18 protein-coding genes and 1 pseudogene are annotated in these 22,169 nt (G+C 72.2%); 11 read left to right on the top strand and 8 right to left on the bottom strand.

Translation table 11 applies throughout. From position 1 onward, the window contains the following. The first annotated feature begins 264 nt into the window (after positions 1-264). On the top strand, positions 265-1,248 hold the full coding sequence (locus tag MTR79_RS00120) for an NAD(P)H-quinone oxidoreductase (RefSeq protein WP_244788627.1): 984 nt from the start codon (positions 265-267) through the stop codon (positions 1,246-1,248). 19 nt (positions 1,249-1,267) lie between these two features. Here the strand turns inward: MTR79_RS00120 and MTR79_RS00125 are convergent, their stop codons facing one another. After that, on the bottom strand, positions 1,268-1,933 hold the full coding sequence (locus MTR79_RS00125) for a hypothetical protein (RefSeq protein ID WP_244788629.1): 666 nt from the start codon (positions 1,931-1,933) through the stop codon (positions 1,268-1,270). A gap of 188 nt (positions 1,934-2,121) precedes the next feature. Between MTR79_RS00125 and MTR79_RS00130 the strand changes: the two genes are divergently transcribed. Continuing rightward, positions 2,122-2,664, top strand: coding sequence for a bacterial proteasome activator family protein (locus MTR79_RS00130; RefSeq protein ID WP_086705347.1), 543 nt, complete (start codon positions 2,122-2,124; stop codon positions 2,662-2,664). 92 nt (positions 2,665-2,756) lie between these two features. Here MTR79_RS00130 and MTR79_RS00135 read toward each other — a convergent pair whose 3' ends face one another. Beyond that, positions 2,757-4,421 carry a protein kinase gene (locus tag MTR79_RS00135; RefSeq protein WP_244788631.1) on the bottom strand — a complete coding sequence of 555 codons (1,665 nt, stop codon included), beginning with the start codon at positions 4,419-4,421 and terminating at the stop codon, positions 2,757-2,759. 371 nt (positions 4,422-4,792) lie between these two features. Here MTR79_RS00135 and MTR79_RS00140 point away from each other — a divergent pair, with 371 nt between their 5' ends. From MTR79_RS00140 to MTR79_RS00155, 4 genes are all read left to right on the top strand, one after another. After that, the gene (locus MTR79_RS00140; RefSeq protein WP_086704081.1) at positions 4,793-6,430 is read left to right on the top strand and encodes a protein kinase; all 1,638 of its coding nucleotides are present in this window, start codon (positions 4,793-4,795) and stop codon (positions 6,428-6,430) included. Positions 6,431-6,825: 395 nt separating this feature from the next. After that, positions 6,826-8,031 carry a pyruvate dehydrogenase (acetyl-transferring) E1 component subunit alpha gene (pdhA, locus tag MTR79_RS00145; protein ID WP_086704079.1) on the top strand — a complete coding sequence of 402 codons (1,206 nt, stop codon included), beginning with the start codon at positions 6,826-6,828 and terminating at the stop codon, positions 8,029-8,031. Position 8,032: 1 nt separating this feature from the next. Beyond that, complete coding sequence (locus MTR79_RS00150) at positions 8,033-9,010, top strand: alpha-ketoacid dehydrogenase subunit beta (protein ID WP_086704077.1); 978 nt, start codon at positions 8,033-8,035, stop codon at positions 9,008-9,010. A 19-nt stretch (positions 9,011-9,029) separates the two neighbouring features. Next, on the top strand, positions 9,030-10,481 hold the full coding sequence (locus tag MTR79_RS00155; protein ID WP_244793007.1) for a dihydrolipoamide acetyltransferase family protein: 1,452 nt from the start codon (positions 9,030-9,032) through the stop codon (positions 10,479-10,481). 77 nt (positions 10,482-10,558) lie between these two features. Here the strand turns inward: MTR79_RS00155 and MTR79_RS00160 are convergent, their stop codons facing one another. Then, positions 10,559-11,461, bottom strand: coding sequence for a D-alanyl-D-alanine carboxypeptidase (locus MTR79_RS00160; protein ID WP_244788633.1), 903 nt, complete (start codon positions 11,459-11,461; stop codon positions 10,559-10,561). A 204-nt stretch (positions 11,462-11,665) separates the two neighbouring features. On the opposite strand from MTR79_RS00160, the gene MTR79_RS00165 reads away from it, so the two are divergent. From MTR79_RS00165 to MTR79_RS00175, 3 genes and pseudogenes are all read left to right on the top strand, one after another. Continuing rightward, the gene (locus tag MTR79_RS00165) at positions 11,666-12,316 is read left to right on the top strand and encodes a GntR family transcriptional regulator (RefSeq protein ID WP_048457149.1); all 651 of its coding nucleotides are present in this window, start codon (positions 11,666-11,668) and stop codon (positions 12,314-12,316) included. Continuing rightward, the gene (locus MTR79_RS00170) at positions 12,313-13,644 is read left to right on the top strand and encodes an MFS transporter (protein WP_244788634.1); all 1,332 of its coding nucleotides are present in this window, start codon (positions 12,313-12,315) and stop codon (positions 13,642-13,644) included. The genes MTR79_RS00165 and MTR79_RS00170 overlap by 4 nt, the downstream gene beginning before the upstream one ends. A gap of 275 nt (positions 13,645-13,919) precedes the next feature. Next, positions 13,920-14,072: pseudogene (locus MTR79_RS00175) on the top strand (transcriptional regulator); the annotation flags it as partial. A 132-nt stretch (positions 14,073-14,204) separates the two neighbouring features. Here the strand turns inward: MTR79_RS00175 and MTR79_RS00180 are convergent. After that, a complete protein-coding gene (locus MTR79_RS00180; protein WP_114874072.1) occupies positions 14,205-15,029 on the bottom strand; it encodes a maleylpyruvate isomerase family mycothiol-dependent enzyme in 825 nt (274 codons plus the stop codon). A gap of 219 nt (positions 15,030-15,248) precedes the next feature. On the opposite strand from MTR79_RS00180, the gene MTR79_RS00185 reads away from it, so the two are divergent. Next, the gene (locus MTR79_RS00185) at positions 15,249-16,043 is read left to right on the top strand and encodes a carbon-nitrogen family hydrolase (protein ID WP_244788636.1); all 795 of its coding nucleotides are present in this window, start codon (positions 15,249-15,251) and stop codon (positions 16,041-16,043) included. A 16-nt stretch (positions 16,044-16,059) separates the two neighbouring features. Here the strand turns inward: MTR79_RS00185 and MTR79_RS00190 are convergent, their stop codons facing one another. Then, positions 16,060-16,554: an LURP-one-related family protein gene (locus MTR79_RS00190; protein ID WP_244788638.1), complete on the bottom strand. Its 495-nt coding sequence runs from the start codon at positions 16,552-16,554 to the stop codon at positions 16,060-16,062. Positions 16,555-16,659: 105 nt separating this feature from the next. On the opposite strand from MTR79_RS00190, the gene MTR79_RS00195 reads away from it, so the two are divergent. After that, the gene (locus tag MTR79_RS00195) at positions 16,660-18,522 is read left to right on the top strand and encodes an NHL domain-containing thioredoxin family protein (RefSeq protein WP_244788640.1); all 1,863 of its coding nucleotides are present in this window, start codon (positions 16,660-16,662) and stop codon (positions 18,520-18,522) included. Here MTR79_RS00195 and MTR79_RS00200 read toward each other — a convergent pair. The 3 genes from MTR79_RS00200 to MTR79_RS00210 all read right to left on the bottom strand — a co-directional run bounded on the left by MTR79_RS00200 (position 18,498) and on the right by MTR79_RS00210 (position 22,077). Beyond that, on the bottom strand, positions 18,498-18,755 hold the full coding sequence (locus MTR79_RS00200; RefSeq protein WP_048457143.1) for a DUF6458 family protein: 258 nt from the start codon (positions 18,753-18,755) through the stop codon (positions 18,498-18,500). The genes MTR79_RS00195 and MTR79_RS00200 overlap by 25 nt on opposite strands. A 126-nt stretch (positions 18,756-18,881) precedes the next feature. Continuing rightward, positions 18,882-20,180 carry a M18 family aminopeptidase gene (locus MTR79_RS00205; protein WP_086703811.1) on the bottom strand — a complete coding sequence of 433 codons (1,299 nt, stop codon included), beginning with the start codon at positions 20,178-20,180 and terminating at the stop codon, positions 18,882-18,884. A 70-nt stretch (positions 20,181-20,250) separates the two neighbouring features. Next, positions 20,251-22,077 (bottom strand): acyl-CoA dehydrogenase, encoded by a 1,827-nt coding sequence (locus MTR79_RS00210; RefSeq protein WP_244788642.1) that lies wholly within the window; start codon positions 22,075-22,077, stop codon positions 20,251-20,253. Between the last annotated feature and the right edge of the window lie 92 nt (positions 22,078-22,169).

Below are 22,169 nucleotides of genomic sequence, written 5' to 3' on the forward strand. Positions count from 1 at the left end.
CAGTTTCCCGCGCCCCTTGCGTGGAGCTTCACCGTGTCGGGTGCGGGGCTTTCGGGGGCTTCGCCCCCGGACCCCCGTCGCGCAGTTCCCCGCGCCCCTGAAGGTGTGCAGCCCCCGCGCCTCCGAAGGTGTGCAGCCCCCGCGCCCCCGAAGGTGTGCAGCCCCCGCGCCCCCGAAGGTGTGCAGCCCCCGTGGTCCTCCGTGTTCCCGGGGGATGCGGGGCGTCCCCGGCGTAGGGGTGGGGGCCGGAGTACCGTCCCCCTCATGTATGCGATCACGATTCCCGAACCCGGTGGGCCCGAGGCGTTGGTGTGGGGAGAGGTGGACGATCCGGTGGTCGGTGAGGGGGAGGTCCTCGTCGACGTGGTGGCCACGGCCGTCAACCGGGCCGACATCCTGCAGCGGCAGGGCTTCTACGACCCGCCGCCCGGCACCTCGCCCTACCCCGGTCTCGAGTGCTCCGGCCGGGTCGCGCAGGTCGGGCCGGGGGTGAGCGGCTGGGCCGTCGGCGACGAGGTCTGCGCGCTGCTCTCCGGCGGCGGTTACGCCGAGAAGGTGGCCGTGCCCGCCGGGCAGCTGCTGCCCGTCCCCGAGGGGATCCCCGTCGACCGGGCCGCCGCGCTGCCCGAGGTGGTCTGCACGGTCTGGTCGAACGTCTTCATGATCGCCCATCTGCGCCCCGGCGAGACGTTCCTCGTGCACGGCGGCTCCAGCGGCATCGGCACCATGGCCGTCCAGCTCGCCAAGGCGGTCGGGGCGAAGGTCGCCGTGACCGCGGGCACCCGGGAGAAGCTGGAGCGCTGTGCCGAACTGGGCGCGGACATCCTGATCAACTACCGCGAGCAGGACTTCGTCGCCGAGCTGCGGGAGGCCACCGACGGCAAGGGCGCGGACGTCATCCTCGACAACATGGGCGCCAAGTACCTGGACCGCAACGTCCAGGCCCTCGCCGTGAACGGCCGTCTCGTGATCATCGGCATGCAGGGCGGGGTGAAGGGCGAGCTGAACATCGGCGCCCTGCTCGCCAAGCGCGCCGCCGTCACGGCCACCACGCTGCGCGCCCGGCCGGTCGAGGAGAAGGCCGCGATCGTGGCGGCCGTACGGGAGCACGTGTGGCCGCTGGTGTCCGGGGGGCACGTCCGGCCGGTGATCGACCGGGAGATCCCCATGCCGGACGCCGCCGAGGCGCACCGGGTCGTGGAGGACAGCTCCCACATCGGCAAGGTCCTGCTGGTCACGCCCAGTTGAGGACGGTGCGGGGCAACGGTCAGCGCGCCCCGCGTTCCTGACGCATCCGCAGCCCCAGGAAGGCGAGGGCGAATCCGAGGCCCATGAGGACCAGGCCGCTGCCCAGCGGCAGGATCCGCAGCACCGGCCCCACGGCGGTGCCGGCGGCCGCGCCCGGCTCGGCGGCCCGCGAGGACGTGGCGGGCGCCGGGGCCGCCGCCGAGGAAGCGGGGCCCGACGGCGTCACGCCGTCGGAGCCGGCCGGGGACCCCTCGGCCGTGTCGTCCTCCGCCCGCGTGGACGTGTCGTGCCGGGCGTCCGGCCGCCGCACCCCGTCGTCGTCCGGGCGTCCGGCCGCCTCGCGGGGGCCCGTGCCCTCCTCCTCGGTGCGGTCCCGCCGGTGCGGCGCGGTGTCACGGGAGCCGCCCTGCGCGGTCTCCTGCCGTCCGGGCCGGTCCCGCCCCTCGCCCGGACCGTTCCCGGAGCGGGTGGCGGAGGGGGAGGCCGAGCGTGAGGGGGAGGCCGGGGCGGAGGGGGAGCGGGACGCAGTGCGGGTCCGGTCGCTCGCGTCGGGGCCCGGCGTACGCTCCGCCCCGTACGCCACGCCGGCCGCACCCGGCGGGGCCGGGAACGGGCCGTACGGCAGCAGCACGGCCCCCGCCCCCAGAACGAGCGTCGCCCCCAGTGTGCGCAGCCACGGAGTCACGGCCGGTACCTCCCGCGCCGGCCGGTGCTCGGCCGCACCGTCGGCAAGTTGGGACGGATGGACGCGCAACAGCCTCGCACCGGGGGACGGGACCGGCATGTCGGACAGGGCCGTACGGAGGACCCGCCGCCGCGGCCGCTTCCGGGGGCGCACCGCGCCGTGGAAGGGGTGTGCGCGACAATGGTCGAATGGAGATGCCGAGGAACGAACGGTCGCCGGAGAACCCGCAGATCCTGGTCGTCGGCCAGGACGGTATGGCGCTGAGCGGCGGCAAGGGGGACGACGACTCCCGTCCGACCCCGGTGACGGAGCAGGTGGAGCAGCCGGCGAAGGTCATGCGGATCGGCAGCATGATCAAGCAGCTGCTGGAGGAGGTGCGGGCGGCCCCTCTCGACGAGGCCAGCCGCAACCGCCTCAAGGAGATCCACGCCAGTTCGGTGAAGGAGCTCGAGGACGGCCTGGCGCCGGAGCTGGTCGAGGAGCTGGAGCGGCTCTCCCTGCCCTTCACGGACGAGGGCACCCCCAGCGACGCGGAGCTGCGTATCGCGCAGGCCCAGCTGGTGGGCTGGCTGGAGGGGCTCTTCCACGGGATCCAGACGACGCTCTTCGCCCAGCAGATGGCGGCGCGGGCCCAGCTGGAGCAGATGCGCCGCGCTCTGCCGCCGGGTGTCGCGGAGGGGCCCGAGGACGCCCACCACACGGGCGGTCGCTCGGGCGGTCCCTACCTGTAGGACGCCGCACGGAGCGGGGGCGCCTCCCCGTCCCCTGACGGACGAAGGGGCCCGGCACGGATGCCGGGCCCCTTCTGTATGTTCCGGTGGCGTCAGGAGGTGGGCGGGTTGCCCGTGGAGACCTTGAGCGTGATCTCCGGCATGTCCTCCGGGTCGACGTCGGTGCCGGCAGGCGGGAACTGCTCGCGGACCGAGCCGTCGCCGTAGGTGTTCTCGTCGACCTTCACGATCTTGAGGTTGCCGCCCCAGCCGGCGGCCTGGAAGCACGCCTTCACCGAGGAGATGTGCTTGAACTTGAAGTCGGGCAGCCGGATCAGCTCGGGGTCGTTGTACGACTCCTGCGGCTCCTCGCACTTCTCGGGGTCGATCGTCTTGGACGTGTCGGGGCCCCGGTAGCCCTCGGGCTTGGCCGTGGCGGAGGCGCTGCCGCCGCCGCCCGCCTTCGGGTCCTTGTCGCCCCCGTTGTTCAGGGCGATCGCCGTGATCAGACCGCCGACGGCCAGCACCGCGACCAGCACGGACGCGACGATCACGGGAGTGTTCCGGCCGCGCCCTTGACCGCCGCCGCCGGAGCCCTGCGGGGAGATCGTGTACGGCGCGGGCGTCGAGGGGCCCTGCGGGGCGTACGGGCTCGCCGTCGGGTAGCCGCCCTGCTGCGGGTAGCCGTACGACGGGGCGGGCGTGGCCGGGGCCGGGGTGCCGTACGGGTTCGGCGGGGGCGTCGGCCGGTACGGCGTCTGCACGCTGCCGGCGGGCGTCTGCCCGGACTGGTCGACCGGTGGGAACACCGCTGAGCCGACACCGGCGCCGCTGGGCGTCTGGCTGCCGGGCACGATGCTCGGCGGGGCCGCCTGGAAGGACTGCGCCACCCGCAGGCACTCCCCGCGCATGGCCTCCGCGCTGGGGAAACGCTCGTTGGGGTTCTTCTTCAGGGCGCGGGTGATCAGCGCGTCCACGGCCGGCGGCAGCGAGCGGTTGATCGAGGAGGCGACCGGCGGCTCCTCCTGCACGTGCGCGTAGGCGATGGCGAGCGGCGAGTCCGCGTCGAACGGCAGCCTGCCGGTGACCAGCTGGAACAGCATGATGCCGACCGAGTACAGGTCGGAGCGGGCGTCGACGCCCCGGCCGAGCGCCTGCTCCGGGGAGAGGTACTGCGGGGTGCCGACGACCATGCCGGTCTGCGTCATCGACGTCACGCCGGACTGCATGGCGCGGGCGATGCCGAAGTCCATCACCTTGACCACGCCGCGCTTGGTCATCATCACGTTGCCCGGCTTGATGTCGCGGTGGACCAGGCCCATCTCGTGGCTGATCTCCAGCGCCGCCAGCACGTCGGCGGTGATCTTCAGCGCCTTGTCGGCGGGCATCGCGCCGTGCTGCCGTACGTCCTCGTCGAGCACGGAGCCGAGCGGGCGGCCCTCGACGTACTCCATGACGATGTACGGCGTCGGCATGCCGTCGCCGCCGGCGGAGCCGTCGATCGGCAGCGTGTCCTCGCCGGTGTCGAACACCGAGACGATGTTGGTGTGCGTGAGCTTCGCCACGGACTGGGCCTCGCGGCGGAAGCGCTCACGGAAGGCCTGCTCCCGGCCGAGTTCCGTGTGCAACGTCTTGATGGCGACCTGGCGGTCCAGCACCGTGTCGTAGGCGAGATGCACCGAGGCCATGCCACCCTGGCCGAGCAGGTCCCGCAGTTGGTAGCGTCCGCCCGCGAGCGCCCGCCCCGTGTGCCGGCCCTGTGCGCCGTCCTGGCTCATGTTCCGCGTCCCCCGTAGCCTCCCCGGCGTCCGGCGCCGCCGTCGGTGACCTGTCTCGTCGTGACTTGTCGTTAGTCGTAGATCGAAAGTGCTATTCCCGGCCAAGTCTGCCCCAGGTCACCGACACGTCAAGCGTGGTGCCCGTTCCGTGACCGTACGCGAAAGAAGCGTCGCGGAAGCGTTACAGCGGTCGTACGACCGGTACACGGAATTTGCACGACGGTACGGCCAGCGGGTTTGATGACCGGTCCGTCGCGTGCCGGATCCGGCAGCCCGTCCCGGACCGGAGGCCCCGGCAAAGGCTGTAGCGTGGCCGACGGAGACCGTAACAACACCGCGCGCACCGCGGGCAGAAACGACGGCGAGGACTGATGGCACAGCAGCAGCGCGCTCAGGGCCCGTCCGACCCCGAGGCGACTGGCGGCGGCATGTCGGACGCGCCGGACAACTGGGGCAACGGCGGGCTGGTCGGCGACGGCCGGTACCGGCTCACGCACCGGCTCGGCCGGGGCGGCATGGCCGAGGTGTTCGCCGCGGAGGACGTACGCCTCGGGCGTACCGTCGCCGTGAAGCTGCTGCGCTCCGACCTGGCCGAGGACCCGGTGTCCAAGGCGCGCTTCACGCGCGAGGCGCAGTCCGTGGCCGGACTCAACCATCACGCGATCGTCGCCGTGTACGACTCCGGCGAGGACACGATCGGCGGCCAGTCCGTGCCGTACATCGTGATGGAGCTGGTCGAGGGCCGCACCATCCGCGACCTGCTGATGAACGCGGAGGCGCCGGGCCCGGAGCAGGCGCTGATCATCGTCTCGGGCGTCCTGGAGGCCCTGGCCTACTCGCACCAGCACAACATCGTGCACCGCGACATCAAGCCGGCCAACGTCATCATCACCGACAACGGCGCCGTGAAGGTGATGGACTTCGGCATCGCCCGCGCCATGCACGGCGCGTCCACGACGATGACGCAGACCGGCATGGTCATGGGCACCCCGCAGTACCTCTCCCCGGAGCAGGCGCTCGGCAAGGCCGTCGACCACCGCTCCGACCTGTACGCGACCGGCTGCCTGATGTACGAACTGCTGGCATTGCGTCCGCCGTTCACCGGCGAGACGCCGCTGTCGGTGGTCTACCAGCACGTCCAGGACATCCCCACGCCTCCCTCCGAGGCCTCGGACGCCTCCCCGCCCGAGCTGGACGGGCTCGTGATGCGCTCCCTCGCCAAGGACCCGGACGACCGGTTCCAGACGGCCGAGGAGATGCGCGGTCTCGTCCAGTACGCGCTGCAGATGCTCTACGAGCAGGGCGGCCACACCGGCACCTGGAACACCGGCCCGGTCGACATGCACGAGGGCCCGCGCACGCCCGCGGCCGGGTACGCGGGCGCCGCGGCCATGCCGCACCCCGAGCACTCCGGCACCACGGCCATCCCGCAGCCGATCCTGCCGGGCGGGTACGGCGGCGGTGACGACGGCGGCTTCGAGGGCCACGGCAACCGGGGCAGCGGCCGCGGCAAGCTGTGGATCCTCGCGGTGCTCGCGGTGATCGCCGTCGCGGCGGGCGTCGCCCTCGCGCTGAACAACGGCGGCGGCGGGGGCGAGGGCGGCAAGACCGACACCTCGCCGTCCGTCTCGCAGAGCACGAAGGAAGAGTCGCCCAGCGCGTCGCCGACCGACGAGGAGACCGAGGAGACCACCGGGCCGGACACCGACCCGGGCTCCGGCTCCGGCGGCAACGGCGGCTGGACCCCCAGTTACGAGCCGTCGTACACCCCGACCCAGCCCGACACGGAGGAGCCGACGCAGGAGCCGACGGCGACGCAGTCCACCGAGACGGGCGGCACCGACGACGGCGGCACGGAGAACGGCGGCACCGAGGACGGCGGCGGCGACAACGGCGGCACCGAGACCGGTGGCACCGAGACCGGCGGCACCGGTCCCGGCGGTGCGGGCGCCGGCGGCGCCGACGCGGGCGGGGCCAACGCCGGAGTGCCCGGCGGCTCGGGCGGCTGACCGGCGTCACCGTCCCCCAACCGAACGATTCGCCCTCGCCGAGGGCACCCCGTGACGTCCCCGGCGGCACCCCGTGCCGCCGGGGACGTCTGCTCTTCCCGTGCCCGGCTCGGCCGGGATAACGTGCCGTTGCTCCGGCCTCCTGCAAGGCTGTGACCAGCGCGCCTTCCGGGCCTACCCCGATTTACTTGGATATCCAAGCAAAATCGCAGGTCAGAGGGGGTTTCACAGAAATGTGGAGCACTGGGTAACGTGCTGTGTGCAGGGCGCTCGCCGGGGCACCTGTCACGCCTGTTCCCGGTCGAGTGGCACCCACCCCGTGCCCGGTGGTCGGAACAGGTGAGCCGCACTGGCCCACCGGCAACCCCGGGGGCCGGACCGACGGAGGAGCACACGTGACCGTGGAGAGCACTGCCGCGCGCACACCGCGACGCAGCGCCGGAAACAAGGCCGGCACCACCGGCACCAAGCGCACCACCAGCACCGCCAAGAAGGCCGCAGGCGCCGGGAAGAGCGCCGAGCCCGCCCTCGTCCAGCTGCTGACGCCCGAGGGCAAGCGCGTCAAGAACGCCGAGTTCGACAAGTACGTCGCCGACGTCACGGCCGAGGATCTGCGCGGGCTGTACCGCGACATGGTGCTCACCCGTCGTTTCGACGCCGAGGCCACCGCGCTCCAGCGCCAGGGCGAGCTGGGCCTGTGGGCCTCGCTGCTCGGGCAGGAGGCGGCGCAGATCGGCTCCGGCCGGGCGCTGCGCGACGACGACTACGTCTTCCCCACCTACCGCGAGCACGGCGTCGCCTGGTGCCGCGGGGTGGACCCGACGAACCTGCTCGGCATGTTCCGCGGCGTCAACAACGGCGGCTGGGACCCGAACAGCAACAACTTCCACCTGTACACGATCGTCATCGGCTCCCAGACGCTGCACGCCACGGGCTACGCGATGGGCATCACCAAGGACGGCGCCGACAGCGCGGTCATCGCGTACTTCGGCGACGGCGCCTCCAGCCAGGGCGACGTGGCCGAGGCCTTCACCTTCTCCGCGGTCTACAACGCGCCCGTGGTGTTCTTCTGTCAGAACAACCAGTGGGCGATCTCCGAGCCGACCGAGAAGCAGTCCCGCGTGCCGCTGTACCAGCGCGCGCAGGGCTACGGATTCCCGGGCGTGCGCGTGGACGGCAACGACGTGCTGGCGAACCTGGCCGTCACCAAGTGGGCCCTGGAGCGGGCCCGCGCCGGCGAGGGCCCGACGCTCGTCGAGGCGTTCACGTACCGCATGGGCGCGCACACCACCTCCGACGACCCGACCCGCTACCGCACGGACGACGAGCGGCTGGCCTGGGAGGCGAAGGACCCGATCCTGCGCCTGCGCCGCTACCTCGAGGCCGTAAACCACGCGGACGAGGGATTCTTCGCGGAACTGGAGACCGAGTCCGAGGCGTTGGGTAAACGGGTGCGCGAAGCGGTCCGTGCCATGCCTGACCCGGACCACTTCGCCATCTTCGAGAACGTGTACGCGGACGGTCACGCGCTGGTGGACGAGGAGCGGGCGCAGTTCGCCGCCTACCAGGCATCGTTCGCGGACGAAGACGGGGGTAAGTGACATGGCTGAGAAGATGGCTCTGGCCAAGGCGATCAACGAGTCGCTGCGGCGCGCCCTGGACGCGGACCCGAAGGTCGTCGTCATGGGTGAGGACGTCGGCAAGCTGGGCGGCGTGTTCCGGGTGACGGACGGCCTGCAGAAGGACTTCGGCGAGAGCCGCGTCATCGACACCCCGCTCGCCGAGTCGGGCATCGTCGGCACGGCGATCGGCCTGGCCCTGCGTGGCTACCGCCCGGTGGTGGAGATCCAGTTCGACGGCTTCGTCTTCCCCGCGTACGACCAGATCGTCACGCAGCTCGCGAAGATGCACGCCCGCGCGCTGGGCAAGGTCAAGATGCCCGTCGTCGTGCGCATCCCCTACGGCGGTGGCATCGGCGCGGTGGAGCACCACTCCGAGTCGCCCGAGGCGCTGTTCGCGCACGTGGCCGGTCTCAAGATCGTGTCGCCGTCCAACGCGTCGGACGCGTACTGGATGATGCAGCAGGCCATCCAGAGCGACGACCCGGTGATCTTCTTCGAGCCGAAGCGCCGCTACTGGGACAAGGGCGAGGTCGACATCGAGGCGATCCCCGGCCCGCTGCACAAGGCGAAGGTGGTGCGCGAGGGCACGGACCTGACCCTCGCCGCCTACGGCCCGATGGTGAAGCTCTGCCAGGAGGTCGCGGACGCGGCCGCCGAGGAGGGGCGCAGCCTGGAGGTGCTCGACCTGCGCTCGGTCTCCCCGATCGACTTCGACGCGGTGCAGGCGTCGGTGGAGAGGACGCGCCGTCTGGTCGTCGTGCACGAGGCGCCGGTGTTCTTCGGCTCCGGCGCGGAGATCGCCGCCCGGATCACGGAGCGCTGCTTCTACCATCTGGAGGCCCCGGTGCTGCGGGTGGGCGGCTACCACGCCCCGTACCCGCCGGCCCGTCTGGAGGAGTCCTACCTCCCGGACCTGGACCGGGTGCTCGATGCCGTCGACCGCTCGCTGGCGTACTGAGGAGAGGGTCGTGACGACGATGACGAACGCGTCCGTACGCGAGTTCAAGATGCCGGACGTGGGCGAGGGCCTCACCGAGGCCGAGATCCTCAAGTGGTACGTCCAGCCCGGTGACACCGTCACCGACGGCCAGGTGGTCTGCGAGGTCGAGACGGCGAAGGCCGCCGTCGAGCTGCCCATCCCCTACGACGGCGTGGTCCGTGCCCTGCATTTCCCCGAGGGCACCACGGTCGACGTGGGCACCTCCATCATCGCGGTGGAGGTGGCGGGCGGAGCGGCCCCGGCGCAGGAGGAGGCCGCGGTGGCCCCCGCCCCCGCCGCGGAGCCGGAGCAGCCCGCCGAGCAGCCCGCGGCGCGTCAGCCGGTGCTGGTCGGCTACGGCGTCGCCACGTCCTCCACCCGCCGGCGCCCGCGCAAGCAGGCGCAGGACCCGGCGGCCCAGCAGGCCGCCTCCGCGGTCCAGTCCGAGTTGAACGGCCACGGGGCGGCTCCTGCGGCCCCCGCCGTGCCGGCCGCCCCTGCGGCTCCCGCGGCTCCCGCTCAGCGTCCGCTGGCGAAGCCGCCGGTGCGCAAGCTGGCCAAGGACCTGGGCGTCGACCTGGCGACGGTCACCCCGACCGGCCCGGACGGCGTCGTCACCCGCGAGGACGTCCACGCGGCCGTCGCCGCGGCCCAGGCCCCGCAGCAGACGGCTCCCGAGGCCCAGCCGGCTGCCCCGGCCGCCTCCGCCCCGGCGGCTCAGCCGGCTGCCCCGGCGTCGTACGACTCCGCCCGTGAGACGCGCATCCCCGTCAAGGGCGTGCGCAAGGCGACGGCGGCGGCGATGGTCGGCTCGGCGTTCACCGCGCCGCATGTCACGGAGTTCGTGACGGTCGACGTGACCCGGACGATGAAGCTGGTCGAGGAGCTGAAGCAGGACAAGGAGTTCGCGGGCCTGCGCGTGAACCCCCTGCTGCTGATCGCCAAGGCGCTGCTGGTCGCGATCCGGCGGAACCCCGACATCAACGCCTCGTGGGACGAGGCGGCGCAGGAGATCGTGGTCAAGCACTACGTGAACCTGGGCATCGCGGCGGCCACCCCGCGCGGTCTGATCGTGCCGAACATCAAGGACGCCCACGCCAGGACGCTGCCCGAACTGGCCGCGTCCCTGGGTGAACTGGTGTCCACGGCCCGGGAGGGCAAGACCTCCCCGTCCGCCATGCAGGGCGGCACGGTGACGATCACCAACGTCGGCGTCTTCGGCGTCGACACGGGCACGCCCCTCCTCAACCCGGGCGAGTCCGCGATCCTCGCGGTCGGCGCGATCAAGCCCCAGCCGTGGGTCCACAAGGGCAAGGTCAAGCCGCGCCAGGTCACCACCCTGGCCCTGTCCTTCGACCACCGCCTGGTCGACGGCGAGCTCGGCTCCAAGGTCCTCGCCGACGTGGCGGCGGTCCTGGAGCAGCCGAAGCGGCTGATCACCTGGGCCTGACGGCCGGTCGGACGACAGGAGGGGCGCCGCACACCTGGTGTGCGGCGCCCCTTCGCGCGTCCGGGGACCTGGACCGGTCAGATCTTGCTGAAGGCGTAGTTCATGAGGGCCTTCGCGTCCTTCTCGCGCTGGGCGGCGGAGGAGGAGGCGAGGACGGTGCCGACCACCGTCCTGCCGTTGCGGGTGGCGGCGAAGACCAGGCAGTACTTGGCCGTCGGGCCCGAGCCGGTCTTCACGCCGAGGGTGCCGCTGTAGCTGTTCAGCAGGGTGTTGGTGTTGACCCACGGCGCCATCGTGCGGGTGCCGCCCGTCCTGGTCTTCGTCTTCGCCGTGTACTTCTTCGTCTTCACGATCGCGCGGAACGTGGCGTTCTTCATCGCGCTGCTCGCGATCTTCGTCAGGTCGCGCGGCGTGGACCAGTTCTTGCCGTTGCCGATGCCGTCGAACGAGTCGAAGTGGGTGTTCTTCAGGCCCAGCTTCTTGGCGTCGGCGTTCATCTTGCCGATGAAGGACTTCACACGGGCCGTGCGGGTCGAGCCGGTGCCGAACTTGTCGGCCAGCGCGTACGCGGCGTCGCAGCCGGACGGCAGCATCAGCCCGTAGAGCAGCTGGCGCACGGTGACCTTGTCGCCGACGATCAGCCGCGCGGAGGAGGCGTTCTTCGAGACGATGTAGTCGCTGTACGCCTTCTGGATCGTGACCGTGGCGTTCAGGTTCAGGTTCTTCTGGGAGAGCACGACCTTCGCGGTCATGATCTTCGTGGTGGAGCCGGTGGCGCGGCGGGTGTCGCCGAGCTTCGTGTACAGCGTCTTGCCGTTCGCGTTGTTGATCACGAAGCCGCCCTTGGCGACGACGGACGGAACGGGGGCGGCGGCCTGCGCCGGCGCCGCGTAGAGGGCTCCGGAGGCGAGCACGGCGCCGGTGGTCACGACGACGCCGGCGGCTCTGCGGAAACGGATGCCCTGGATGGCGATATTCAAGTCAGATACCCCGATTTACCGTGAATGGCCGTGCTGCGCGGCCTGGTTGAGGAGCGGCCGCACGGAAGAGGCCGCACGAGTCTGACGCGTACGCCGAAGGGATGGTTGTACGGGAGAAGGGCGCATTTTCCCGGCACGCGGTGTTTCGCATCGTGGACGGACACTTCCATGCGTACCTGTTGTATCTATGCTGTCCGCATGAGTGTGTCCGCCCCCGCGAAACGTCCCCCCGCAGCCGACCGCGTCTACGCCCATGTCAAGCAGGGCGTGCTCGAGCGCACGTACGAGGGCGGGACGCTGCTCACGGAGGGGGAGCTGGCCGAGGCCGTGGGCGTCTCCCGCACGCCCGTGCGCGAGGCCCTGCTGCGGCTCGAGGCCGAAGGGCTGATCAAGCTCTACCCGAAGAAGGGCGCGCTCGTGCTGCCCGTCTCCGCGCAGGAGATCGCCGACGTCGTCGAGACCCGGCTGCTCGTGGAGGAGCACGCGGCGCGCAAGGCCGTGCCCGCGCCCCCCGGTCTCATCGCGCGCCTGGAGGAGCTGCTCGCGCGCCAGAAGGAGGAGGCGGCCGCCGGCGACTTCGCGGCGGCCTCCGTCACCGACCGGTGCTTCCACGCCGAGATCGTCCGCAGCGGCGGCAACGAGATTCTCTCCCGCCTCTACGACCAGCTGCGCGACCGTCAGCTGCGCATGGGTCAGGCCGTGATGCACTCCCACCCCGACCGCATCGCCAAGACCCTCGCCGAGCACGAGGAGATCCTCGGCGCGCTGCGTTCCGGTGACGCCGACGCGGCCGTGGACGTCGTCCACCGGCATGTCGGCTGGTTCTCCCACCTCGCCCGGGGAGAGGTGCGATGAGCGGCGCCACCACGCGCGGCGCCGGCACGCTGCCCGGCGACCCTCCCCCGGAGGGGGCGCCCCCAGGAGGACGGCGCGCGCTCGCCGTCTGGGGGATCGGCGTCTCCGTCTACTTCGTCGCCGTCATCTTCCGCACGTCCCTGGGCGTGGCCGGGCTCGACGCGGCCGACCGCTTCGACGTGGGCGCCTCCGCCCTGTCGACGTTCTCCATCCTCCAGCTGCTGGTCTACGCGGGCATGCAGATACCCGTCGGCCTGTTGGTGGACCGCCTCGGCACCAAGAAGGTGCTGAGCCTGGGCGCGGTGCTGTTCACCCTCGGACAGCTCGGCTTCGCCCTCTCCCCGTCGTACGGCATGGCGCTCGCCGCCCGCGCGCTGCTCGGCTGCGGCGACGCGATGACCTTCATCAGCGTGCTGCGGCTGGGCACGCGGTGGTTCCCCGCGCGGCGCGGGCCGCTGGTCGGCCAGATGGCCGGACTGATCGGCATGGCCGGCAACCTCGTCTCCACGCTGGTGCTGGCCCGGCTGCTGCACGGCGTCGGCTGGACGCAGGCGTTCGCGGGCAGTTCGCTCGCGGGGGTCGTGGTCCTCGTCCTGGTGCTGCTGTTCCTGAAGGACCACCCCGAGGGCCACGAGCCGGAGCCGGTCCCCCACCAGGGTGCCGACTACGTCCGCCGGCAGATCGCCGCGTCCTGGCGGGAGCCGGGGACCCGGCTGGGGCTGTGGGTGCACTTCACCACGCAGTTCCCGGCGATGGTGTTCCTGCTGCTGTGGGGCATGCCGTTCCTGGTCGAGGCGCAGGGGCTGTCCCGCGCGGCGGCCGGTGAGCTGCTCACCCTCGTGGTGCTGGCCAACATGGCCGTCGGCCTCGTCTACGGCCAGGTCGTCGCCCGGCACCACGGAGCGCGGCTGCCGCTGGCGCTCGGCACGGTGGGCGCCACGGCCCTGCTGTGGGCCGTCACGCTGGCCTGGCCGGGGGACAGGGCACCGATGTGGCTGCTGATCGTGCTCTGCGCGGTGCTGGGGGCCTGCGGCCCGGCGTCGATGATCGGCTTCGACTTCGCCCGCCCGGCCAACCCGCCGGAACGGCAGGGCACGGCGTCCGGCATCACCAACATGGGCGGGTTCGTCGCCTCGATGACGACGCTGTTCGCGATCGGGGTGCTGCTGGACGCCACCGGCGACGACTACACGCTCGCCTTCTCGGCGGTCTTCGTCCTCCAGGCGCTGGGCGTCACCCAGATCCTCCGCCTCCGGGGGCGGGCCGCACGGCGGGAGCGGGAGCGGCTGGTCGCCAGCAGGGTGGAGACGGTGCACGTCCCCGCCTGACGGCCCGGAGGGGGTCCGCGTGCCTGGCTTACGGCGGGCGGCACCCCACCGGGCGCCGGGGTGCCGCCCGCGCCCACCCTCCCCCTCTCGGCTTCGCCCGAGCGGGGCCCCCGTCGCCCTGGGAGGCACGATTGCCCGCGGGCTGTGGGGCCGGGCCGCTCGCCGGCGTGCCGGCGCCGATGCGCCGAGGGCAGGTGCGTCCGTGCCTGGCCGGGGCGCCGCGGTGCCACCCGCGCTCACCCTCCACCTCTCGGCTTCGCCCGAGCGGGGGCCAGATCGAGGCGGGTCTGGTCGTGGAGGCGGCGGCCGACGAGGGCGCCGCACGTCGTCAGGGCCGCCCGGCGCGGCGGTTCTGCTTCCGGGCGGAGGCGGGGCATCTGCGGGGCCTGGAGATCGGCGTGCACCGGGTGGCCGCGCTGCTGGCCGACCCCTCATCGCCCTGGAGGTACCTTCCAGGCCCTGAAGGCACTGGGGGAGGCGATTGCCCGCGGGCTGCCGGGACCGGGTGCGCGCGGGCTGCCCGGACGCGGGTGCCCGCCGGCTCAGGGGGCCGCCCCTGACTACGGCGTCACCGCGAAGTGCCGGAGGATTGCCGCGGCCAGGTCCTGGTCGCCCTCCGTCTTGATGCGGTCCGTGACCGAGTCCACCGTCACGCGGCCGCAGGCCAGGCGGACGTAGGTCTCCCAGTCGAGGGTGAGGGTCACGGCCGGGCCCAGGGCGGGGGCGGTCTCGAGGGTGCCGCGGCCCTGGATGTCGACGCGGACCGTGCGCAGGAACTCCACCGGGCCGTGGACGTCCACGACCACCGCGGAGCTGCGCGGCGCCTGAGCCAGGTCGGCGACGACGCGCGGGAGTTCGTCGAGCAGGACGTCGCGGGCGACGAGCGCGCCGGGGGAGTCGAGGTTGCCCGGGCGGCCGAGGGCCGTGCGGAGGTCCTGCTCGTGCGCCCACACGTCGAAGGCGTGCCGGCGCATCGACTCCTCCAGCGTCAGCTCCGTGCCCAGCGGCCCGCGCACCTTGGTGCCGGGGTCGCGGGACTCGTTCCGCAGCTGGCGGTTGCGCCGGATGATCATCAGCTCGAGCTCGGAGGTCATCTCCGGCGCCGTGTGGTGGCGGCGCACGTCGACCTGCATCTCCATGTACCGCTGGTGGTCGTTGGTGACGTGGAACAGGTCGCGCGGCAGCGTGTGGATCGGCCGGGGGTCGCCGTACATCTCCGAGTCGAGGCCGATGACGTGCGAGACCACGTCACGGACCGACCAGCCCGGGCAGGGCGTGCGCCGGTTCCAGTCGGCCTCCGGCAGCGGCTGCACCAGCTCGGATATCGCCTCGATGGAGTGGGACCAGGCGTCGGCGTAGGGCTGGAGGGCGGGATGCAGACTCACGGAACGGGACCCCTCGGCGGTCGGTACACGGGCAGGTTGTGGCGGCGGTGCCAGTGGGCGGTGGCTGCACTGCGCGGGTGTCTCGGGTCTCCCCCGGTTCTCGGCTTCGCTCGAACCGGCGGGACCCCCAAGTTACGCTGCTGACAGGCACCCCGGCAGTGCTTTCGTGTGACGATCGTAGGCCCGTGGACGCGGGTCGAATGCCAGGACGGTGGTAGTGTGCGCGCTTCCTTGCTGCAAGTCGCCGTGAACGAGGACGAATCGGTCGAATCGCGTCGGCGCCGGGTGGCCGCCCTGGTGCGCGATCAGGCCGGGGCGGACCTCGTCGTCCTCCCCGAGCTGTGGACCACGGGCGCCTTCGCCTACGAGGGGTTCGGCACCGAGGCGGAACCCCTGGAGGGGCCGACGTACGAGGCGATGGCCAAGGCGGCGAGCGAGGCCGGCGTCTGGCTGCACGCGGGGTCCGTCCCGGAGCGGGACCCCGACGGCACCCTGTACAACACCTCCCTGGTCTTCTCCCCCTCCGGCGAACTCGCCGCGTCCTACCGGAAGATCCACCGCTTCGGCTTCGACAAGGGCGAGGCCGTGCTGATGGGGGCGGGCGAGAAGCTGGTGACGGTCCGTCTGCCGGACACCGTCATGGGCGTGGCGACCTGTTACGACCTGCGCTTCCCCGAGCTCTTCCGGGGTCTGGTCGACGCCGGCGCGGAGACCTTCGTCGTCCCCGCGGGCTGGCCCGAACGGCGCCGCGCGCACTGGACGCTGCTGGCCCGGGCGCGCGCGGTGGAGAACCAGGCGTTCGTCCTCGCGTGCGGAACGGCCGGGACGCACGCGGGAGTTCCGCAGGCGGGCCACTCGGTCGTGGTGGACCCCTGGGGCGAGGTCCTCGCCGAGGCCGGCCCCGGCGAGGAGGTCCTGACGGTCGACTTCGACCCGGCGACGGTGGCGGGCACCCGGGACCGCTTCCCGGCGCTCAAGGACCGCGTCCTGGGCCTGGCCCGCCCCCGCCGCTGACCGGGAGGGCGCGGGACTATCCCTCCCGCTCCTTCTCCGCCAGATGGATCACGCACACCGCCACCGCGATCAGCAGCGCCGGGTCGGCGTCGTCGCGCACGATGTCGACGCCGTAGGTGTCGCGGAGGGACAGCATGCGGCGGGAGATCACCGCGAGGAGTTCGCCGTCGTACTCGACGGCGAACTCCCGGTCGAGGATCCGCCCGCTGACGTCCAGCTCGGTGCCGCCGTCCGCCAGGGACACCCGGTAGTGGTTGCGCAGCAGCGACAGCCGCTTGCGCCGCACCGTCGCGAGCGGCTCCCCGCCCCGCTCGATCACCATGGTGTCCCGCAGCGCGAACATCTTCCGGCGGATGTCGATGAGCACGCGCCCCTCGGCGTCCTTCAGCTCGAAGGTGTCCCGCAGCCGCATCGCCTTGCCGTCGACGAGGAAGACCTTGTTGCCGCGGTCGTCCTCGATCCAGTAGTCGTCCCCGATGCCGAGGATCCGGTCCCGTACGAGAAGTCTCATGCGCCGAGGGGTTCCCCGCTCGGCCCCGTCCGACGCCGGCACTAGGCCGACGGGCGGAGCCCCGCCCCACCCCCGCCCGGCGTCCGCCGGTGGCACGCTGGACGTATGGACGACGCCGCCTCCGCTCCCCCCGTCCGCCGCTCCGCCCGCGTGCGGGCGCCCGAGCTCGCGGGGAAGGGCGGCTGGCTCAACACGGGCGGCGCCGCGTACACCCTCGCCGGCCTGCGCGGACGCGTCGTACTGCTCGACTTCTGGACGTTCTGCTGTGTGAACTGCCTGCACGTCGTCGACGAGCTGCGTGAGCTGGAGGAACGGCACCGGGACACGCTCGTGGTGATCGGCGTGCACTCGCCGAAGTTCCCGCACGAGGCGGAGCACGCGGCGGTGGCGGACGCCGTGGAGCGGTACGGGGTCGCGCATCCCGTCCTGGACGACCCCGAGCTGACGACGTGGACGCAGTACGCGGTGCGGGCCTGGCCGACGCTGGTGATCGTCGACCCGGAGGGGTACGTCGTGGCCACGTACTCCGGCGAGGGGCACGTGCCCGAGATCGAGCGGCTGGTGACCGAGCTGGAGGCCGAGCACGCCGCGAAGGGCACCCTCCGGCGCGGCGACCTCCCGTACGCGCCGCCGGAGCCGGAGCCCACGGTGCTGCGGTTCCCCGGCAAGGTGCTGCGGCTGCCGTCGGGGACGTTCCTGGTCACGGACACCACCCGGCACCAGGTGGTGGAGCTGGCCGAGGACGGGGAGACGGTCCTCAGGCGGTTCGGCAGCGGCGAGCGGGGCCTGGTGGACGGACCGCCCGCCCGGGCGCGCTTCCAGGAGCCGCAGGGGCTCGCCCTGCTCCCGGACGGCGCCGTGGTCGTCGCCGACACCGTCAACCACGCCCTGAGGCGCCTCGACCCGGAGTCGGGCGAGGTCACCACCCTCGCCGGCACCGGCTCCCCCTGGCGCCCCGGGAACCCGACGGAGGGCCCGGCCCGGGAGGTGCGCCTGTCCTCTCCCTGGGACGTCGTGCGGTGGCGCGGCAAGGTGTGGATCGCGATGGCGGGCATCCACCAGCTCTGGTCCTACGACCCCGCAGCCGGCACGGTCGCCCGCGAGGCCGGGACCGGCGGGGAGCAGCTCGTCGACGGTCCGGCGAGGGAGGCCCTGTTCGCGCAGCCCTCGGGGCTCGCGGTGACGGCGGAGGGGCTGTGGGTGGCCGACTCGGAGAGCTCCGCGCTGCGCCTGCTGGACACGGACGGGGAGGTGCGTACCGCCGTCGGGGCGGGACTGTTCGCCTTCGGGTACCGGGACGGGCCCGCGGACGGGGCGCTGCTCCAGCACCCGCTCGGGGTGACCGCGCTGCCCGACGGCTCCCTGGCCGTCTGTGACACCTACAACCAGGCACTGCGCCGCTACGACCCGGCCACCGGCGAGGTGACCACCCTGGCCGGCGACCTGCGCGAGCCCAGCGGGGCCGTGGTCGTCGGTGAGGACGTCGTGGTGGTGGAGTCGGCGCGGCACCGGCTGACCCGGCTGCGGCTGCCCGCGGAGGTTCTGCGTCCGCACGCGGACGCGGAGCGGTCCGTCACGGGGATCGCCGTCGGCCCCGTCCACCTGGACGTGGTCTTCACCCCGCCGCCCGGCCAGAAGCTGGACACGCGGGACGGCCCCGCGACCCGTCTGCTCGTGTCCGCCTCACCGCCCGCGCTCCTGCGCAGCGGAGAGGGCGCGGGGAGTGACCTCTCCCGCGCCCTCGAGACCGACCCCGCCGTGGGGCAGGGGGTGCTGCATGTCGTGGCGACGGCGGCTGCGTGCGACGCCGACCCGGAGGTGCTCCATCCGGCCTGCCATGTGCACCGCCGTGAGTGGCGGCTGCCCGTGCGTCCCGACGCGGGAGGCGCGGACCGGCTGGTCCTGGAGCTGTCCGGTGCGGACGGCCCGGGCCGGGCGTCCGGTCAGGCGCCGTACCCGTCGCTGTAGCCGTCGCGGATGTGGTGGTGCGGACGGGCCGGGTCGTCCACCACCGGGGTGGCGGGGGGCACCACGACCCGCCGACGCCGGGCGATGCTGCTGAAGGTCGCGACGCCGATCAGTCCGACGATCATGAAGATGATGCCGACCAGGTCAAGGTTGACACCCTGCATGTCCCAGTCGGTCGCGAACGTGAGGATTGCTCCCACGGCGATGAGGATGATGCATCCGCCGAGGCCCATAGGTGTCGCCTCCCTGTCCGGTCTTTCCGGTGCGACCCGGGTACCCGGAGGGAGGGCTCCCATGCGCCGCGGGGCGCACGGGAGTTGACCGCCACTCAGGAAGTCGCTGGTGGGAGGCGGGCCGAACTAACCCTCCAGGAAGGCCGTCAGCGCGTTCGCCAGCAGGAACGGGTCCTTGGCGCCGCAGAGTTCGCGGGCGCTGTGCATCGACAGGATGGCCACGCCGATGTCGACCGTCCTGATGCCGTGCCGGGCCGCGGTGATCGGGCCGATCGTGGTGCCGCACGGCATGGCGTTGTTGGAGACGAACGTCTGGAAGGGCACCCCGGCCTTCTCGCAGGCCGCGGCGAACACCGCGCGTCCCGAACCGTCCGTGGCGTAACGGTTGTTGACGTTGACCTTGAGGATGGGGCCGCCGTCGACGCGCGGGTGGTGCGTCGGGTCGTGCCGCTCCGCGTAGTTGGGGTGCACGGCGTGACCGGTGTCGGAGGACAGGCAGACGGTCCCGGCGAGGGCGCGGGCCCTGTCCTCCAGGGAACCGCCGCGCGCGAACACCGAGCGCTCCAGGACGCTGCCGAGCAGCGGGCCGTCCGCGCCGGTGTCGGACTGGGAGCCGTTCTCCTCGTGGTCGAAGGCGGCGAGCACGGGGATGTACGGCAGCTCCGGGCCGCGTCCGGCCGCGGCGGCGAGCGCGGCCGTGCCGGCGTGCACGGACAGCAGGTTGTCCATGCGCGGGCCCGCCACCAGTTCACGGTCGCGGCCCAGGTAGGCGGGCGGCTCGACGGGGTGCACCATCAGGTCCCAGCCGGTGACCGAGCCCTCGTCGAGCCCCGCGGTCTCCTCCAGGAAGGCGATGAGGTCGCCGTCGCGGACGTCCTCGCCCAGGCCCCACACCGGCTGCATGTGCCGCTGCTTGTCGAGCTTGAGCCCGTCGGAGTTGACGGCGCGGTCCAGGTGGATGGCGAGCTGGGGGACCCGCAGCAGCGGCCGGTCCACGTCGACCAGGCGGGTCGTGCCGTCGCGCAGGGACAGCCGCCCGGCCAGGCCCAGGTCGCGGTCGAGCCAGGAGTTGAGCAGCGGCCCGCCGTAGATCTCCACGGCCACCTGGCGCCAGCCGTGCGCCCCGCTGTCGGGCCGCGGCTTGACGCGCAGGTTCGGGGAGTCGGTGTGCGCGCCGACGATCCGGAACGGGGTGTGCGCCTCGGCCCCTTCGGGGACGTACCAGGCGACGATCGCGCCGCCGCGCAGCACGTACTTGCCGCCTGCCGTGCCGTCCCAGGCGTCCGTCTCCGCGACCTGCCTGAAGCCCGCCTTCTCCAGCCGCTCGGCGGCGTTGGCCACGGCGTGGTACGGCGTGGGGCTCGCCGCGAGGAAGGACATGAGGTCATCGGTGTGGCCGCGGTCGAAGCGGGGGGGTTCGCTCATGGGTTCACCTTAACGAGCGAGAGGGCCCGCTTCCCTGCGTGGGAGCGGGCCCTCTCGGGGTGGGAAGCGGCTAGAACGCCGCCTCGTCCAGCTCCATCAGGTCCAGCTCGACGCCCTCGGCGACCTTGCGGGCGAGGGTGACGCCCGGCAGGACGTTGGCCGCGAAGAACTTCGCCGCCGCGATCTTTCCGGTGTAGAACGCCTTGTCCTTGGCGGAGGCCGTCGGGAGCTTCTCGGCGGCGATCGCGGCGTGCTTGAGCAGCAGGTAGCCGACGACGACGTCACCGGAGGCCATCAGCAGGCGGGTGGTGTTCAGGCCCACCTTGTAGATGTTCTTGGTGTCCTTCTCGGTGGCCGCGAGGTCGGTGAGCATCAGGCCGACGATGGCCTCCAGCTCGACGGCCGCCTTGGCCAGGTGCTCGCGGGCGCCCGCCAGCTCCTCGCCGCCTTCGCCGACCGCGAGGAACTTCTTGATGTCCTCGGCGAGCGAGTTCAGCGCGGCGCCCTGGTTGCGGACGATCTTCCGGAAGAAGAAGTCCTGGCCCTGGATCGCGGTGGTGCCCTCGTAGAGGGTGTCGATCTTGGCGTCCCGGATGTACTGCTCGATCGGGTACTCCTGGAGGAAGCCGGAGCCGCCGAACGTCTGGAGCGACTGGGCGAGCTGCTCGTAGGCCTTCTCGGAGCCGTAGCCCTTGACGATCGGCAGGAGCAGGTCGTTCATCGCGTGCTCGGTGGAGGCGTCCTCGCCGTTCGCCTCCTTGAGCTGGATGGCGTCCTGGACCGAGGCGGTGTACATCACCAGGGCGCGCATGCCCTCCGCGTACGCCTTCTGCGTCATGAGCGAGCGGCGCACGTCGGGGTGGTGGGTGATGGTGACCTTGGGGGCGGCCTTGTCCATGAAGTTCGCCAGGTCGGGGCCCTGGACGCGCTCCTTGGCGTACTGCAGCGCGTTCAGGTAGCCCGTGGACAGCGTGGAGATCGCCTTCGTGCCGACCATCATGCGGGCGAACTCGATGATGCGGAACATCTGGCGGATGCCGTCGTGCTTGTCGCCGATCAGCCAGCCCTTGGCGGGGTGCTTGTCGCCGAACGTCATCTCGCAGGTGTTGGAGGCCTTCAGGCCCATCTTGTGCTCGACGTTCGTGGCGTAGACGCCGTTGCGCTCGCCCAGCTCGCCGGTCTCGAAGTCGAAGAGGTACTTCGGGACGAGGAAGAGGGACAGGCCCTTGGTGCCGGGTCCTGCGCCCTCGGGGCGGGCGAGCACGTAATGGAGGATGTTCTCCGACATGTCGTGCTCACCGGACGTGATGAAGCGCTTCACGCCCTCGATGTGCCAGGAGCCGTCCTCCTGCTGCACCGCCTTGGTGCGGCCGGCGCCGACGTCCGAGCCGGCGTCCGGCTCGGTGAGCACCATCGTGGAGCCCCACTGCTTCTCCGTGGCGATCTTCGCGATGTGCTTCTGGACGTCGTTGCCCTCCTCGAAGAGGATGCCCGCGAAGGCGGGGCCCGAGGAGTACATCCACACGGCCGGGTTGGCGCCCAGGATCAGTTCGGCGTAGGCCCAGATGAGGGAGCGGGGCGAGGTGGTGCCGCCGATCTCCTCGGGCAGGCCGAGCCGCCAGTACTCGGAGTCCATGAAGGCCTGGTAGCTCTTCTTGAAGGACGCGGGGACCGGCGCGGTGTTGGTCTCCGGGTCGAAGACCGGCGGGTTGCGGTCGGCGTCGGCGAAGGACTCCGCGAGCTCGTTCTCGGAGAGGCGGGCCAGCTCCTCCAGGATGCTCTTCGCGGTGTCGACGTCCATCTCCTCGAACGGGCCCGTGCCGTACAGCTTGTCGCGCCCGAGTACCTCGAAGAGGTTGAACTCGATGTCGCGGAGATTCGACTTGTAGTGCCCCATGGCGACGGCTCCGTTTGAGAGGGATCGGCGAGGGACTGATTCCTCGCGACTGATTCACGTACCGACAAGTAGCTCCGATGATGCTACCCGTC

The organism is Streptomyces sp. BJ20 (assembly GCF_022869105.1).
GTDB classification, from domain to species: domain Bacteria; phylum Actinomycetota; class Actinomycetes; order Streptomycetales; family Streptomycetaceae; genus Streptomyces; species Streptomyces griseoincarnatus.

Excerpts from the sequence above, each read along its gene's own strand:
- MTR79_RS00200 (WP_048457143.1), bottom strand. The coding sequence starts at position 18,755 with ATGGGCCTCGGCGGATGCATCATCCTCATCGCCGTGGGAGCAATCCTC.
- MTR79_RS00195 (WP_244788640.1), top strand. The coding sequence starts at position 16,660 with ATGGACGACGCCGCCTCCGCTCCCCCCGTCCGCCGCTCCGCCCGCGTG.
- MTR79_RS00155 (WP_244793007.1), top strand. The coding sequence starts at position 9,030 with ATGACGAACGCGTCCGTACGCGAGTTCAAGATGCCGGACGTGGGCGAG.
- MTR79_RS00170 (WP_244788634.1), top strand. The coding sequence starts at position 12,313 with ATGAGCGGCGCCACCACGCGCGGCGCCGGCACGCTGCCCGGCGACCCT.
- MTR79_RS00140 (WP_086704081.1), top strand. The coding sequence starts at position 4,793 with ATGGCACAGCAGCAGCGCGCTCAGGGCCCGTCCGACCCCGAGGCGACT.
- MTR79_RS00135 (WP_244788631.1), bottom strand. The coding sequence starts at position 4,421 with ATGAGCCAGGACGGCGCACAGGGCCGGCACACGGGGCGGGCGCTCGCG.
- MTR79_RS00150 (WP_086704077.1), top strand. The coding sequence starts at position 8,033 with ATGGCTGAGAAGATGGCTCTGGCCAAGGCGATCAACGAGTCGCTGCGG.
- MTR79_RS00130 (WP_086705347.1), top strand. The coding sequence starts at position 2,122 with ATGGAGATGCCGAGGAACGAACGGTCGCCGGAGAACCCGCAGATCCTG.
- MTR79_RS00205 (WP_086703811.1), bottom strand. The coding sequence starts at position 20,180 with ATGAGCGAACCCCCCCGCTTCGACCGCGGCCACACCGATGACCTCATG.
- MTR79_RS00210 (WP_244788642.1), bottom strand. The coding sequence starts at position 22,077 with ATGGGGCACTACAAGTCGAATCTCCGCGACATCGAGTTCAACCTCTTC.
- MTR79_RS00120 (WP_244788627.1), top strand. The coding sequence starts at position 265 with ATGTATGCGATCACGATTCCCGAACCCGGTGGGCCCGAGGCGTTGGTG.
- MTR79_RS00190 (WP_244788638.1), bottom strand. The coding sequence starts at position 16,554 with ATGAGACTTCTCGTACGGGACCGGATCCTCGGCATCGGGGACGACTAC.